Genomic DNA, 14024 nt, shown 5'->3' with positions numbered 1-14024 from the left:
AGCATTTTCAGTTTTGCGTCAACCGACCCCAACCGATGAAGAGGGTATCATGATCACTCGCAGACTAGTCCTCGCCGGCGCAGCCGCGCTCGCCTTCACCGCCTCCGCTTCCGCCGAAGACTGGAAAGCCAAATATCCCGAACTGACCTTCGCGGTTGTTCCGGCCGAGAACGCCTCGGGCGTGACCGAGCGCTGGGCCCCGTTCGTCGAATATCTGTCGAAGCAGCTCGGCGTGAAGGTCACGCTGCGCATCGCCAACGACTATGCCGCTGTCATCGAAGGCCAGCGCGCCGGCAACATCCACATTGCCAGCTACGGCTCGGCCTCGTTTGCCCGCGCCCGACTGACCGGCGTCAAGACCGACGCCTTCGCCAACGACATCAACGCCGACGGCTCGACCGGCTACTACTCGGTGTTCTTCGTCAAGGCGAGCAGCCCCTACAAGAGCATCGATCAGCTCAAGGGCAAGAACCTCGGCCTCGTCGACCCGAACTCGACCTCCGGCAACAACGTGCCGCGCTTCGAGCTCGACAAGATGGGCATCGCGGACGCCGACACCTATTTCGGCAAGGTCGTCTTCACCGGCAGCCATGAGAACGCAATCCTGGCGCTGGCGCAGGGCACGGTCGACGTTGCGGCCAACCAGTGGACCAACGATGACGATTCGACGTTGGCGCAGATGTTGACCAAGAACATGCTGAAGAATGCCGACGGCTCGGCGATGAAGAAGGATGATTTCCGCATCATCCACAAATCGGCGCCGATCATCAACGGCCCTTACGCCTATAACGCCGACCTGCCGGAAGACGCCAAGGCGGCGATCACGAAAGCGTTCTTCGACGCCCCGGCCAAGGACAAGGTCGCGTTCGAGCGTCTCTCCGACGGCCAGAAGAAGGGTTTTCATCCCGCCACCACCAAGGACTGGGATGGCACGATCGAGCTGATCAAGTTCGTCGATGCGCTGCGTAAGAAGAAGGCGTCCTGAGTTTTTGGGACGACGCACTGGAGCCGGGTCATGGACCCGGCTCTTTCTCTTTTGACGGACCACGTTCCATTCCATGACGGTTGCGGTTTCGATCCTCCCCGAGCAACAGCTCGCAGCGCTGAACGCCGCTTATAACCAGGCGGTCGCGCGCAAGCGGCTGCGCCTTCTGCTTGGGGTCGCGCTGTTTGTCGCAGCGTTGCTTCTCGCCGCGATCGGTGCGGAAGTGAACCTGCGGACCCTGTTCACTTACTTCGGCAATTTCCTCAGCTATTTCGACCGCATCTTCACGCTCGACAGCGGCCAGCGCGTTTGGACCGATGTCGGCGAATGGCTGTGGGGCTGGCGCAAATGGCTGAAGATGCTGGGCGAGACCTTGTTGATCAGCTACGTCGGCACGCTGACCGGAGCGGTGTTCGCCTTCGCCCTCAACTTCTTCGCGGCTGAAAACACCTCGCCGGGGCCATGGCTGCGCTTCGTGGTGCGGCGCCTGCTCGAATTTGCCCGCACCGTCCCCGGCATCGTGTTTGCGCTGATCTTTGTCATCGCCTTCGGCCTCGGGCCGATGGCCGGCGTGCTCGCGATCGCGATCCACTCCACGGGCACGCTTGGAAAACTGTTTTCCGAGATCGTCGAGAACGCCGACATGAAGCCGGTCGAAGGTATTCGCTCGACCGGCGCAAGCTGGCTTTCCTGCATGCGCTTCGCCATCGTGCCGCAGGTGACGGCAGGCTACGCCAGCTATGCGCTGCTGCGTTTCGAGATCAATGTCCGCGAGGCGTCCGTCATGGGTTTCGTCGGCGCCGGCGGTATCGGGCAGGAGCTCGTCGTCGCCATCCGAAAATTCTACTATTCGGACGTCAGCGCTATCCTGCTCATGATCATTGTCACCGTCTTCATCATCGACATCTCGACCGGCTGGCTGCGTGGCCGCCTGTTCGGCAAGGAGGCGCGGACGTGACGGGGCCGCAGGAGGTCGATACCGCGCAGATCCGCGCGCGCTATCCCGATGTGTTCGACCGCCCGGCCTCGGCGCGGCTTGCGACCCCGGCAATGATTGTCGCGGCGCTCGGCATTTTCATCTACGGCCTGGTCGATCTCGATTTCTCTCCGTCGCGCTTCATCGCCGGTCTCAGCCAGCTTGGCTGGATCAGCATGATGATGATCCCACCCGATCCCGGCTCTTCCCTGCCGATCTATCTGAAGGCGCTCGGCGAAACCCTGTCCATCGCGCTGCTCGGCACCACGCTGGCCGCAATATTCGCGCTGCCGGTCAGTCTGCTCGCGGCGCGCAATGTTGTCCCGAACATCCTGCGCTTCCCCGTGCGCCGTTTCCTCGATTCGATCCGCGGCGTCGATACGCTGATCTGGGCGCTGGTGTGGATCAACGTGGTCGGGCTCGGCCCGTTCGCTGGCGTGCTCGCCATCGCCGTGTCGGATTTCGGCGCCTTCGGCAAGCTGTTCTCCGAGGCGATCGAGGGCGCCGACCAGAAGCAGGTCGAGGGCATCCGCGCGTCCGGCGGCAGCGCCTTGCATGAGATCCGTTTCGGCCTGTTGCCGCAGGTGCTGCCCGTGATCGCCGGCCAGGTGCTCTATTTCATCGAATCCAACACCCGCTCGGCCACCATTATCGGCATCGTCGGTGCCGGCGGCATCGGCCTTCAGCTCGCAGAGCAGATCCGCGTGCTGGAATGGCAGAAAGTGTCGTTCCTGATCCTGATGATACTGGTCGCGGTCGCTGCGATCGATTTCATTTCGAGCAAGCTGCGTTTTGCGATCATCGGGCGGCGGGCGGTGGCGTAATCGCCGGTGCCGTAGGGTGGGCAAAGCGAAACGTGCCCACCATTTTTACCGACGCTTGGACAGAGGGTGGGCACGGCGCAAGAGCGCCTTTGCCCACCCTACGAGTCCGGATTCGTGGAGAGAGCGCTCCCCTACGGTTCCACCAAAAACTCCACCCGCTCAGCCACAAACCGCGAATGCTTGGTCACCAGCGGCTTGCCGTCGAGATCGAGGTCGGTGGCGTCGACCACCAGGATCGGCCGTCCCAGCGGCAGATCGAGCCGCGCCGCGTCGGTCGCGTCGACGATGCCGGCGGTGATCCGGGTCGCGCCGCGGCGATAGTCGCGGACGCCGTAATGCTCAAGCAGCTTTGTCATCGAGCGCGTCGCCGCGAATACGACTCCCGCATTCGGAAACAGTTCTGCCGACAGCCAGGTGGTGGACACACAGATCGGCGTGCGGTCGGCGAGGCGAATGGCCTCGATTCGCACCAGCGGCGCGCCGATCTTCAAGCCCAGCTCCCGCGCGAGTTCGCGGGTCGCGACGTCTTCGGACGCCTCGATCAACTGGCCCCGCGGCTCGCGGCCGCCGGCGCCGACGATCTCGGAGAAGCGCGTGCGCGAGCGCAGCGGATAGGCGAGCTTCTGCGCCTCGACATAGGTTCCGCTGCCGCGCTCGGCGCGTACCAGGCCACGCTCGGCAAGGGCTGCCAGCGCACGCCGCACGGTGTGGCGGTTGACGCGATAGGTTTCGGCGATCTCCATCTCGCCCGGAAGTTTGTCGCCTGCGGCGAAGCGGCCGTCGGCGATGCCGCGCTCGATGCCATCGGCAACGAGGCGCCACAGCGCGACGCCTGAAGAGGCGGTGTCCTGCATGCTCATGTCGCCGGTCAGCCTATCCCGAAAATCACACCTTTGTCACGAAACAGTCATGGCGCTTCCGTATCAAGTTGTCTATTATCATAGACAACTTGAATTCGGCAAGGTCGGTGGTTTCGGTGACCCAGCACACTACCCAGCAAGCCCAGCGCAAGGCCGCCATGGCCGTGCTGGCGCACGCGGAGGCGGGCGAGATCGCCGCTCGCCTCCGCGCGATTCCCCTGCCTGGCCATCAGGATCTGCGCGAGCCGGAAAACGGCCTGGTGATGCTGCGCGGCCGGGTCGGCGGCGACGGCGCGCCGTTCAACCTCGGCGAGGCCACGATGTCGCGCGCGGCGGTGCGGCTTGCGAGCGGCGAAGTCGGCTTCGGCTACACCCTCGGGCGCGACGGTGAGAAGGCGCGGCTCATTGCGCTGTGCGATGCGCTGGTGCAGTCGCAGGATTTTGGCGCGACCGTCGAACGCGATGTAATCGCACCGTTGCGCGAGCAGCTTATGATTCGGCGCAAGCAGGCGGCCGAAGAGACCGCTGCGACGAAGGTTGATTTCTACACCATGGTGCGCGGTGAGGGGTGAGGCCATGACCACGATTGCGGAACTGCCGCCCGGTTTCGTCGACAAGGTGTTGTCGGCGCAATCGACCTTTCGCTCAGTCATGGACGCGATGGCGCGACCGGGCTCGGTCCAGCGCATTGTTCCTATGGCGGGAACGCCTGACACGATGATGCGCGGCACGGCTGCGATCGCGCTGACGCTGTTCGACCACGATACGCCGCTCTGGCTCGATGCGCGGATGTCGGAAAGTTCCGACGTCGTGAAATGGCTGAAATTCCACACCGGCGCACCAGTCATCCAGGATTCCTCGATCGCGAGCTTCGCGCTGATCAGCGATGGCGCCTCGCTTCCGGCGCTGGAGCGCTTCGCGCTCGGCACCAGCGAATATCCGGATCGTTCGACCACGGTGATCATTCAGGTCGAGAGCCTGGACCGAGGACGGAGCTTTGAGCTGCGCGGCCCCGGCATCGACGGTGTCGCGACACTCCAGGCAACGATCCAGCCGGCCGATCTGTTCGAGCGGTTGCGTATGAATGAGACGCTGTTTCCGCGTGGCATCGATTTGGTTCTGGTCGCCGACGACGCCGTGGTTGCGATCCCGCGCACCACGCGCGTCGTGAGCAAGGGAAGCTGAAGCATGTATGTCGCAGTCAAAGGCGGCGAACGCGCCATCGAGAACGCCCATCGCTTGCTCGCCAATGCGCGGCGCGGCGACCAGAGCGTTCCGGAAGTCTCGCTCGACCAGATTTCGGAGCAGCTTGGCCTCGCCGTGGATCGTGTCATGAGCGAGGGCTCGCTCTATGATCGCGAGCTTGCAGCGCTCGCGATCAAGCAGGCGCGCGGCGATCTGATCGAAGCGATCTTCCTGGTCCGCGCCTTCCGCGCCACACTGCCGCGCTTCGGCGCCAGCGAGCCGGTCGACACCGGCGCGATGCGGGTGCAGCGGCGGGTGTCGTCGACCTTCAAGGACATCCCCGGCGGCCAGATCCTCGGGCCGACCTTCGACTACACGCATCGGCTGCTTGATCCCGCGCTCGCCGAAGGTTTCGTGCCTGAAGTGCCGGCAATGGGCGAGGCCTCGACGGCGCCGACGCCGCGCGTGACCGATATCCTGGGTCGCGATGGGTTGATTGAATCCTCGCCGCAAGCCGAAGACGGCGCCAGCGTGGGCGATCTCACCCGCGAGCCGCTGAACTTTCCGGCAGACCGCGACCTCCGCCTGCAAAATCTCGCGCGCGGCGACGAAGGGTTTCTGCTGGCGATGGGCTACTCCACCCAGCGCGGCTATGGCCGAAACCATCCCTTCGCCGGCGAGATCCGCTTCGGCGAGGTCGAGGTCGAATTCGCCGCGGAGGACGTCGGCTTTGCCGTGCCGCTCGGCTCGATCGAGCTCACCGAGTGCCAGATGGTCAACCAGTTCAAGGGCTCTGCGACGGAAGCGCCGTGCTTCACCCGCGGCTATGGCCTCGCCTTCGGCCAGAGCGAGCGCAAGACCATGTCGATGGCACTGGTCGACCGCGCGCTGCGCGCCCGCGAGCTCGGCGAGGAAGCACTGGCACCGGCGCAAGATGAAGAATTCGTCATGTCACATTCGGACAACGTCCAGGCGACCGGCTTTGTCGAGCATCTGAAGCTGCCGCATTATGTCGACTTCCAGTCCGAACTCGGACTCCTGCGCAAGCTGCGGAAGGAATTTGCCGAGGCCAATACGCCCAACGCCATGAAGGAGGCCGCGGAATGAACGCGCCCGCCTACAATTTCGCCTATCTCGACGAACAGACCAAGCGGATGATCCGCCGCGCGATCCTCAAGGCGATCGCGATCCCCGGCTATCAGGTGCCGTTCGCAAGCCGCGAAATGCCGATGCCCTATGGCTGGGGCACCGGCGGCGTGCAGGTCACCGCGGCGATCCTCGGGCCCCAGGACGTGCTGAAGGTGATCGACCAGGGTTCTGACGACACCACTAACGCGATCTCGATCCGCAAATTCTTCGCCAAGACCGCGGGCGTTGCCACGACGACGGCGACGGAAGATGCAACCGTGATCCAGACTCGTCACCGCATCCCGGAAACGGCGCTGCACGAAAACCAGGTGCTGGTCTATCAGGTGCCGATCCCGGAGCCGCTGCGCTTCCTCGAGCCGCGCGAGACCGAGACGCGGCGGATGCATGCGCTCGCCGAATACGGCCTGATGCATGTCAAGCTTTATGAGGACATCGCCCGCTTCGGCCACATCGCGACCGCTTACGCCTATCCGGTGAAGGTGAATGCGCGCTATGTGATGGACCCGTCGCCGACGCCGAAATTCGACAATCCCAAGATGGACAATTGCCCGGCGCTGCAATTGTTCGGCGCGGGACGTGAGAAGCGCATCTACGCGATCCCGCCTTACACCCAGGTGGTGTCGCTCGATTTCGAGGATCACCCGTTCGAGCCCTATCGCTTCAACGCGCCTTGCGCGCTCTGTGCGGCAGAAAATTCCTATCTCGACGAAATCGTCACCGACGACAAGGGCGGGTGCATGTTCGTCTGCTCGGATACGGACTTCTGCGAAGGCCGCCAGGCCGCCGGCCATCACGGCAGCCTGAGTGCGGCGCCGTACAAGGAGAAGGCGCAGGAGAAGTCGAATGGCTGATCAGAACGCGCTTGAGCACGACGAGCCCTTGCTGGTCGCAAAATCCCTCAGCAAGTCCTACGGCCGCATCGCCGCGTGCCGCGACGTGTCCTTCTCGCTCTATCCCGGCGAGGTGCTGGCGATCGTCGGTGAATCCGGGTCGGGCAAGTCGACGCTGCTCCAGCTCCTGTCCGGCCAGCTCGCCGCCAGCGGCGGGCATGTGTCCTACCAGATGCGCGACGGCGTCACCCGCGATCTCGCCACGCTCGGCGAAGCCGAGCGGCGCTTCCTGTTCCGCACTGATTGGGGTTTTGTGCATCAGGACCCCGCGCAGGGCCTGCGCATGGCGGTCTCGGCCGGCGCCAATGTCGGTGAGCGGCTGATGGCGGTTGGCTGGAATCACTACGGCCGCATCCGCGACACCGCGTCCGACTGGCTCACCCGTGTCGAGATCGACGTCGCGCGCATCGACGATGCGCCGCGCACCTATTCCGGCGGCATGCGCCAGCGCCTCCAGATCGCGCGCAACCTCGTCACCGAGCCGCGGCTGGTGTTCATGGACGAGCCAACCGGGGGGCTCGATGTGTCTGTCCAGGCGCGCCTGCTCGATCTCCTGCGTAGTCTCGTCGCCGAGCTGAACCTCGCCGTCATCATCGTCACCCACGATCTCGCGGTGGCGCGATTGCTGTCGCATCGCGTGATGGTGATGAAGGGCGGCCGCGTCATCGAGACTGGCCTCACCGACCAGGTGCTCGACGATCCGCGCGAGCCCTATACGCAACTCCTCGTCTCCTCGATCCTGCCGCCATAAGTCTTCCAAGATGAGCCTTCCAATGACCGCCATGATCGATATCACTGACGCCAAGAAGACCTTTACGATGCACCTGCAAGGCGGCATCGAATTGCCGGTGGTGAGCGGCGTGACCTTTCACGTCGACCCGGGCGAATGCGTTGTGCTGTCCGGGCCGTCCGGTGCCGGCAAATCGTCGATCCTGAAAATGATCTTCGGCAATTACCGCTGCGACTCCGGCCGCATCGGCATCCGCCACCGCGGCGAGGTGATCGATCTGGCCACTGCCGAGCCGCGGCAGGTCCTCAATGTCCGCCGCGCTACCATCGGCTATGTGAGCCAGTTCCTGCGCGCGGTGCCGCGGGTTGCGACCGTCGACGTCGTCGCGGAGCCCTTGATCGTGAACGGAATGGCTCGAGCCGACGCGCAAGCGCGTGCGGGAGAGCTTCTGCATCGTCTCAACATCCCCGAGCGGCTGTGGCAGCTTCCGCCCGCGACGTTCTCCGGCGGCGAGCAGCAGCGCGTCAACATCGCGCGCGGCTTCATCTCGGAGCTGCCGATCCTGCTGCTCGACGAGCCGACCGCCTCGCTTGACGCGGCCAACCGCGCCGTCGTGGTCGAGCTGATCGGCGAGAAGAAGCGTCAGGGCGTTGCCATGGTCGCGATCGTCCATGACGACGAGATCCGCCATCTGATTGCCGACCGCATCGTCGACGTCACCAGCTTTGCCGCCGCGGCCTGAAGGAAGAGAACGATATGAAGCCGAAGGACACCGTGATCGCCAACGCCAGGATCGTGCTGGCCGACCGGGTGATCGAGCAGGGCTGGCTCGCTCTTGCCAACGGACGCATCGCCGAGATCGGTGAGGGCAGGGCGCCCGCGGGCGCCGACGACGCCGGCGGCGATTTGATCATGCCGGGCCTGATCGAGCTCCATACCGATCATCTCGAAGCGCATTACGTGCCGCGGCCAAAGGTGTTCTGGAATCCGGTCGCAGCCGTCATCTCCTATGACGGCCAGCTCGCCACATCGGGCATCACCACCGTGTTCGATTCGCTTCGGGTCTGGCGCGAGGACGGCGCCGAGGAGGTCGATGGTCGTGCCGGCGTGCTCGCCGCGGCGATCACGACTGCGCGTGATGGCGATCTGCTGCGCGCCGACCACTTCCTGCATCTGCGCTGCGAGATCCCGATGCCGAGCGTGGTCGAGGAGGCCAAGGAGCTGATCGACCGTCCCGACGTGCGGCTGATGTCGCTGATGGACCACACGCCCGGCCAGCGTCAGTTCCGCGATGAAGGCAAGCTCCGCGATTATTATCGTGGCAAGGGTGGCGGCAAGACCGACGCCGAGCTCGACGAATTGTTCGCAAAACGCTTCGAGTATCAGAAGGCCTATGCCGAGACCAACATGCGCCAGATCGTTGCGCTGGCGCATCAATACAAAATTCCGCTCGCCAGCCACGACGACACCACTGAGGAGAATGTCGTGGATGCGGTGCGCGACGGCGTTTCGGTGGCGGAATTCCCAACCACGTTAGAGGCTGCGCGCGGCCTGCACCACGCCGGCATTGGCATCCTGATGGGTGCGCCGAACGTGGTGCGCGGCGGCTCGCACTCGGGCAACATCGCCGCCGTCGATCTCGCCCGCGAAGGCCTGCTCGACATCCTGTCGTCGGACTACATCCCGTCCAGCCTCCTGATGGCCGCGCTGCAACTGCCCGAGCATGTGCCCGCGATCAGCCTGCCGGCGGCGGTTCGCACCGTGACGAAAGCGCCCGCCGAGGCGGTCGGCCTCACCGACCGCGGCGAGATCGCAATCGGCAAGCGCGCCGATTTGATCCGCGTGCATGTCGCGGGCAGCGTTCCCGTCGTTCGCAGCGTCTGGCGCGAAGGGGGCCGCGTCGCATGAGCGAGACCGTCACGACGGCAGCGGAGCAGGCTGGCGCGATCGGGCCCGGTCGGCTTGTGCTCGTGGTCGGCCCGAGCGGTGCCGGCAAGGACACGCTGCTGCGTCTGGCGCAGGCGGCCTGTGTCGATGATCACGATGTCGTCTTCCCGCGCCGTGTCGTGACGCGCGAATCCTCCGCTGACGAAGACAATATTGCGCTCGGTCCCGACGAATTCCGTCGCGCGCGCGAGCGGGGCGAGTTCGCCGTGTCGTGGGACGCTCACGGGCACTCCTATGCCCTGCCGCTCGACATCAACGACGACATCCGCGCCGGCCGCGCCGTCGTCGTCAACGTCTCGCGCACTGTCATTGCCGCGCTGCGCGAGGCCTATGCCAACGTCGTCGTGGTCGCGATCACGGCGCCGCCGGACGTGCTGGCGCAGCGGCTTGCCGCGCGCGCCCGTCACAGCGATGGCAATATCACAGAGCGCCTCGCGCGCAGCGTCGATGACACCGCTGCGCAGGCCGATGTCACTATCCTCAACGCCGGCAGCGCGGACTATCACGGCCGCCAGCTTGTGCGCGTAATCAGGAATGAATGCTGGCGCGACTAGCCCGGCACAACCGGGAGAGGGCGGAATGACGGTGATCAAGACGGTCGAAGAGCTAGAGGCCATCTACGGCGCCGTCGGTGACGCCTCGACCGTGAAAGTCGCTGACCACGTTACCCCGCTCTACCGCATCTTCATCGAGAAGGCGCCATTTGCAGCGCTTGCCACCATCGGGCCGGAGGGCATCGATTGCTCGCCGCGCGGCGATCTCCCTGGCTTCGTGCGCATCCATGATCGGCGGACCCTGATGCTGCCGGATCGCCGCGGCAACAACCGGGTCGATTCGTTGCGCAACATCGTGCGCGATCCCCGCGTGTCGTTGATGTTCCTGATCCCCGGCTCCGGCAACGCAGTCCGTGCCAACGGCCGCGCCCATCTCTCGGTCGATCCGGATCTGTTGGCTTCGTTCAAGGTTGAGGGCAAGGCGCCGCGCAGCGTCATGGTGATGAATGTGGAGGAAATCTACTTCCAGTGCGCCCGTGCCATCGTCCGCTCCGATCTCTGGAATCCGGACAAGCGCATCGACCCGAAGGCGCTGCCGACGCCGGGTCAGATCCTCGCCGAGATGAGCCAGAACACGGTTGGCGGCGATGAATACGACCGCATCTGGCCCGAGCGCGCAGCCGCGACGATGTGGTGAGCGTTTTCTTCCCTCTCCCCTTGTGGGAGAGGGTGGCTCGCCGCGTTAGCGGCGAGACGGGTGAGGGGTCTCTATCCTCCCGAAAAGCGTTGCGCGTGGAGAGAATCCCTCATCGGGCGCTTCGCGCCACCTTCTCCCGCAAGGGGAGAAGGAAGATCGCACTAATTAAACGCCATCCCGCCGCTCAGCGCGATGGTCTGCCCGGTCATATACGCGTTGTCGACCAGCAGCATCACGGCCTTGGCCACCTCGTCCGCCGTGCCGAAGCGGCCGAGCGGGATGCGACTGATGAGTTGCGGCTGCCCGCTCATCATGTCGGTTTCGATCAGCGACGGCGCCACCGCGTTGACGGTGATGCCTTCCTTGACCAGCCGCGCCGCATAGCCGCGCGTCAATCCTTCCATGCCAGCCTTGGATGCATTGTAGTGCGGCCCGATCGAGCCAGCGCCGCGCGCGGCGCCGGAGGAAATGTTGACGATGCGGCCCCATTTCTTGGCGCGCATCGCGGGCAGCACCGCCTGCGTGCAGAGGAAGACCGATTTCAGGTTGACCAAAATCGTCCGGTCGAAATCGTCTTCGGTGAGATCATCGACGCCGCGCGTAATCGCAATGCCGGCATTGTTGACGAGGATGTCGATCGGCCCGAGCTGCGCCGTGACTCGTTCGACCATCGCGGTGACAGCTTCACGCTGTGACACGTCGGCGGCAATGGCGACGGCGCGGCCACCGCTTTTGTTGATTTCACCCGCCAGCTGTTCCGCCTGCCCGATCCGCTCACGGCAGTTGATCGCCACCGCCGCGCCGGCTTTGGCCAGCGTGCGGCAGACGGCTGCACCAATCCCGCGCGAACCGCCGGTGACGAGCGCCGTGCGCCCCTTCAGATCATTCGCCATCGCCGGCCTCCCTGCCATTTGTTCCATGTTGGCCCGACAGTAGCACGGCCGGCCGCGCGGCTGCGTTGAACTCATCGCGAGATGAATTCGTTTGCCGCTGCTTCCACCCGGAGAAGTGCCAATGCGCGCCGGCGCTAATTATGGATAGCCATTTCATTGACCAATCGGCCCGAACACTCGATATTTGCGGCATCGAAACTGCTCCTTGAGCCGAAGCCGCCATATGAGAACCGATCACCAGCGTAGCCCGAACGACATGCACGAATGCATGACGCGACGCTGTTTCTCGGCGGCCACTGGCGCCTGTTGTTGTTGCTGATCGTCCTCTAGCAACATCTCACACCGCAAATCTTAAGACAGGAACGCCGAACTCCCGGCGAGCGAGCAGCCATGTCCCAAGGCCAATTTCAAGCCCAGTCAAACGCCTACATCATCGAAATTCACGACCGCGCCGCCGGCATCGTCACAAGGGATGCGCGCGGCTTCCGCTTCTTCTCCTCAGAGCGCCTGTTCGACAGCCTCGAAGGCCGGCAGTTCCGCTCGGCACGCGAGGCCGAGCGCGCTGCACGCGCCGTGTACTCCGAGCGGAGCCGGCGCGCGAATTCTCAACTCGCCGCCCACTGATCTTAACCGAAAGGACCACGTCATGATTACGAGACGATACATCCTCGCAACGACACTCCTGCTCGCAACTGCCCTGGCCGCGCCCGCGCACGCCGAGGACAAGCCGACGGAAATCCGTATCGGAACGCAGAAGGGCGGTTTCTTCCCGGCCGTGCGTCAGCGCCAGACGCTCGAGAACGCGTTCAAGCCGCTCGGCATCGAGATCAAGTGGATCGACTTCCAGTTCGGTCCGCCACTGCTGGAGGCCATCAATGTCGGCAGCGTCGATTTCGGCTATGTCGGCGACGCCCCGCCGGTCTTCGCGCAGGCCGGCGGCGCCAGGATCCGCTATGTGGCGGCGGTGAAGTCGGACGGCAAGAGCCAGGCGATCGTCGTGCCGAAGGACTCGCCGATCAAGACGCTTGCCGACCTCAAGGGCAAGCGCGTCGCCTTCGGCAAGGGATCGAGCGCGCACAATCTCCTGGTCGCGGCCCTTGAGAAGGCCGGCCTCGCCTGGTCCGACATTACGCCGGCGCCGCTTGCGCCAGCCGATGCGACGGCCGCCTTCGTCAAGGGTTCGGTCGATGCCTGGTCGATCTGGGATCCTTATTTTGCGCTCGCCGAACTGAAGGAAAATGCGCGGGTGATCGCCCTCGACAAGGACGTCCATCAGCCGAACGCCTTCTACATCGCCGGCACTGACTTCGTGGATAAATATCCGTCCCTGGTCGCGAAGCTCAATGCGACCTTCGCCTCCGAAGGCGTGTGGGCGGAGGCGCATCACGAGGAGGTGTCAAAAGCGCAGGCCGACGCCACCGGCGTCGACATCGAAGCGATCAGACGCTTCGTCGATCGCTCCAACTATCGCACGGTGCCGGTCGATGCGGACGTGATCAAAAGCCAGCAGGCCGTCGCCGACCGCTTTGCAAAACTCGGCCTGATCCCGAAGCCGGTCAACGTCTCCGATATCGTCTGGAAGTGGACTCCGGGCTCCTGAGCAGGCCTCAACCCCTCAGCGCCGCCAGCAACTCATCCGGGCGCTCGGCCATGATCATGTGGCCCGCGCCCGGCACGACGACAGTCCTCGCATGCAGAATCGCGGCCGCCAGCGCCTTGCCCGCTTTCGCCGGCGTCATCATGTCCCGCTCCCCGAGAATGAGCGTGGTCGGCACCTTCACGCTTGCGGCAGCGGTGAGCGCATTCGCGTAAGCATTGCAGGCTGACAAATCCTTGAACAGCACGCCCGGCTGACAATGCTTCAGCACAGCCTGCGCGCCGCCGTGCATCCACAGGCCCGGTGCGAGGCTGCCGCCGAGATCGGCGTTGAAGCCGAGACCCCAGATCGAGACCATGTCGTTTGCATCTTGCGAGTTGGCCTCGGCTGCCTTCAGGAGATCCGGGCCGACCGTCATGGTCGCGGCCGTGCCGATCAGGCTCAGCGCGAAGACCTTGTCCGGATGACGCGCCGCCGTCTCCAGCGAGATCAGCGAGCCCATGGAATGGCCGATCAGATGCGCCTTCGCGACACCGGCCGCATCGATCAGCGCAGCCGTCCAGTCAGCCATCTCCGCGATGCTTCCCAGCGAAGGCCCGGCTGAACGACCATGACCGGGCATGTCGGGCGCCAGCACCGAAAAGCCGTGATGCGCGAACCAGCGCGTGTGCAGCGCCCAGGTCGAATGATCGAAGCCGGCGCCATGGATGAACACCACCGCGGGCAGGGATTTGTCGAATTCGCGGCCGCCGGTTGCGACAAACACCTCAGTGCCGTTGACGGAGAGCTTCATCGTG

17 protein-coding genes are annotated in these 14024 nt (G+C 64.6%); 14 read left to right on the top strand and 3 right to left on the bottom strand.

The genetic code is table 11. The annotated features are described in order from the left end of the window. The first annotated feature begins 49 nt into the window (after positions 1-49). From phnD to phnE (UB31_RS03845), 3 genes are all read left to right on the top strand, one after another. Positions 50-985, top strand: a complete 936-nt coding sequence (phnD, locus tag UB31_RS03855; RefSeq protein ID WP_045009868.1) for a phosphonate ABC transporter substrate-binding protein — start codon at positions 50-52, stop codon at positions 983-985. Positions 986-1058: 73 nt separating this feature from the next. Beyond that, positions 1059-1943 carry a phosphonate ABC transporter, permease protein PhnE gene (gene phnE / locus UB31_RS03850; protein ID WP_045009867.1) on the top strand — a complete coding sequence of 295 codons (885 nt, stop codon included), beginning with the start codon at positions 1059-1061 and terminating at the stop codon, positions 1941-1943. Beyond that, positions 1940-2785 carry a phosphonate ABC transporter, permease protein PhnE gene (phnE, locus tag UB31_RS03845; RefSeq protein WP_045001847.1) on the top strand — a complete coding sequence of 282 codons (846 nt, stop codon included), beginning with the start codon at positions 1940-1942 and terminating at the stop codon, positions 2783-2785. The genes phnE (UB31_RS03850) and phnE (UB31_RS03845) overlap by 4 nt, the downstream gene beginning before the upstream one ends. Positions 2786-2916: 131 nt before the next feature. Here the strand turns inward: phnE (UB31_RS03845) and phnF are convergent, their stop codons facing one another. Continuing rightward, positions 2917-3645: a phosphonate metabolism transcriptional regulator PhnF gene (gene phnF, locus UB31_RS03840; protein WP_045009866.1), complete on the bottom strand. Its 729-nt coding sequence runs from the start codon at positions 3643-3645 to the stop codon at positions 2917-2919. A gap of 158 nt (positions 3646-3803) precedes the next feature. Between phnF and phnG the strand changes: the two genes are divergently transcribed. Genes phnG through UB31_RS03795 form a run of 9 tightly spaced genes read left to right on the top strand, consistent with a single transcriptional unit; the run spans position 3804 to position 10737 of the window. Next, positions 3804-4217 (top strand): phosphonate C-P lyase system protein PhnG, encoded by a 414-nt coding sequence (gene phnG / locus UB31_RS03835; RefSeq protein WP_045001845.1) that lies wholly within the window; start codon positions 3804-3806, stop codon positions 4215-4217. A gap of 4 nt (positions 4218-4221) precedes the next feature. Continuing rightward, complete coding sequence (gene phnH / locus UB31_RS03830) at positions 4222-4830, top strand: phosphonate C-P lyase system protein PhnH (protein ID WP_045009865.1); 609 nt, start codon at positions 4222-4224, stop codon at positions 4828-4830. A gap of 3 nt (positions 4831-4833) precedes the next feature. After that, the gene (locus UB31_RS03825; RefSeq protein WP_045009864.1) at positions 4834-5937 is read left to right on the top strand and encodes a carbon-phosphorus lyase complex subunit; all 1104 of its coding nucleotides are present in this window, start codon (positions 4834-4836) and stop codon (positions 5935-5937) included. Then, positions 5934-6830 (top strand): alpha-D-ribose 1-methylphosphonate 5-phosphate C-P-lyase PhnJ, encoded by an 897-nt coding sequence (locus UB31_RS03820; protein WP_045009863.1) that lies wholly within the window; start codon positions 5934-5936, stop codon positions 6828-6830. The genes UB31_RS03825 and UB31_RS03820 overlap by 4 nt, the downstream gene beginning before the upstream one ends. Then, positions 6823-7620: a phosphonate C-P lyase system protein PhnK gene (phnK, locus tag UB31_RS03815; protein ID WP_045009862.1), complete on the top strand. Its 798-nt coding sequence runs from the start codon at positions 6823-6825 to the stop codon at positions 7618-7620. The genes UB31_RS03820 and phnK overlap by 8 nt, the downstream gene beginning before the upstream one ends. 22 nt (positions 7621-7642) lie before the next feature. Continuing rightward, a complete protein-coding gene (phnL, locus tag UB31_RS03810) occupies positions 7643-8341 on the top strand; it encodes a phosphonate C-P lyase system protein PhnL (RefSeq protein WP_045009861.1) in 699 nt (232 codons plus the stop codon). A 14-nt stretch (positions 8342-8355) separates the two neighbouring features. After that, positions 8356-9507 carry an alpha-D-ribose 1-methylphosphonate 5-triphosphate diphosphatase gene (locus UB31_RS03805; protein WP_045009860.1) on the top strand — a complete coding sequence of 384 codons (1152 nt, stop codon included), beginning with the start codon at positions 8356-8358 and terminating at the stop codon, positions 9505-9507. After that, positions 9504-10100 carry a phosphonate metabolism protein/1,5-bisphosphokinase (PRPP-forming) PhnN gene (gene phnN, locus UB31_RS03800; protein WP_045009859.1) on the top strand — a complete coding sequence of 199 codons (597 nt, stop codon included), beginning with the start codon at positions 9504-9506 and terminating at the stop codon, positions 10098-10100. The genes UB31_RS03805 and phnN overlap by 4 nt, the downstream gene beginning before the upstream one ends. A 25-nt stretch (positions 10101-10125) precedes the next feature. Then, a complete protein-coding gene (locus UB31_RS03795) occupies positions 10126-10737 on the top strand; it encodes a pyridoxamine 5'-phosphate oxidase family protein (protein WP_045009858.1) in 612 nt (203 codons plus the stop codon). 161 nt (positions 10738-10898) lie between these two features. Here UB31_RS03795 and UB31_RS03790 read toward each other — a convergent pair whose 3' ends face one another. Continuing rightward, positions 10899-11630 carry an SDR family NAD(P)-dependent oxidoreductase gene (locus UB31_RS03790; RefSeq protein ID WP_045009857.1) on the bottom strand — a complete coding sequence of 244 codons (732 nt, stop codon included), beginning with the start codon at positions 11628-11630 and terminating at the stop codon, positions 10899-10901. 390 nt (positions 11631-12020) lie between these two features. Between UB31_RS03790 and UB31_RS03785 the strand changes: the two genes are divergently transcribed. Both UB31_RS03785 and UB31_RS03780 read left to right on the top strand, forming a co-directional pair. Continuing rightward, positions 12021-12254 (top strand): hypothetical protein, encoded by a 234-nt coding sequence (locus UB31_RS03785; protein WP_045009856.1) that lies wholly within the window; start codon positions 12021-12023, stop codon positions 12252-12254. 22 nt (positions 12255-12276) lie between these two features. Beyond that, a complete protein-coding gene (locus tag UB31_RS03780; protein WP_156175157.1) occupies positions 12277-13230 on the top strand; it encodes an aliphatic sulfonate ABC transporter substrate-binding protein in 954 nt (317 codons plus the stop codon). Between the two features lie 7 nt (positions 13231-13237). Here UB31_RS03780 and UB31_RS03775 read toward each other — a convergent pair whose 3' ends face one another. Further along, on the bottom strand, positions 13238-14020 hold the full coding sequence (locus UB31_RS03775; RefSeq protein ID WP_045009855.1) for an alpha/beta fold hydrolase: 783 nt from the start codon (positions 14018-14020) through the stop codon (positions 13238-13240). Between the last annotated feature and the right edge of the window lie 4 nt (positions 14021-14024).

It is taken from the genome of Bradyrhizobium sp. LTSP849, from assembly GCF_000938255.1.
In the GTDB taxonomy this organism is placed as follows: Bacteria; Pseudomonadota; Alphaproteobacteria; order Rhizobiales; family Xanthobacteraceae; genus Bradyrhizobium.
This window is presented reverse-complemented; position numbering and strand designations above follow the sequence as displayed.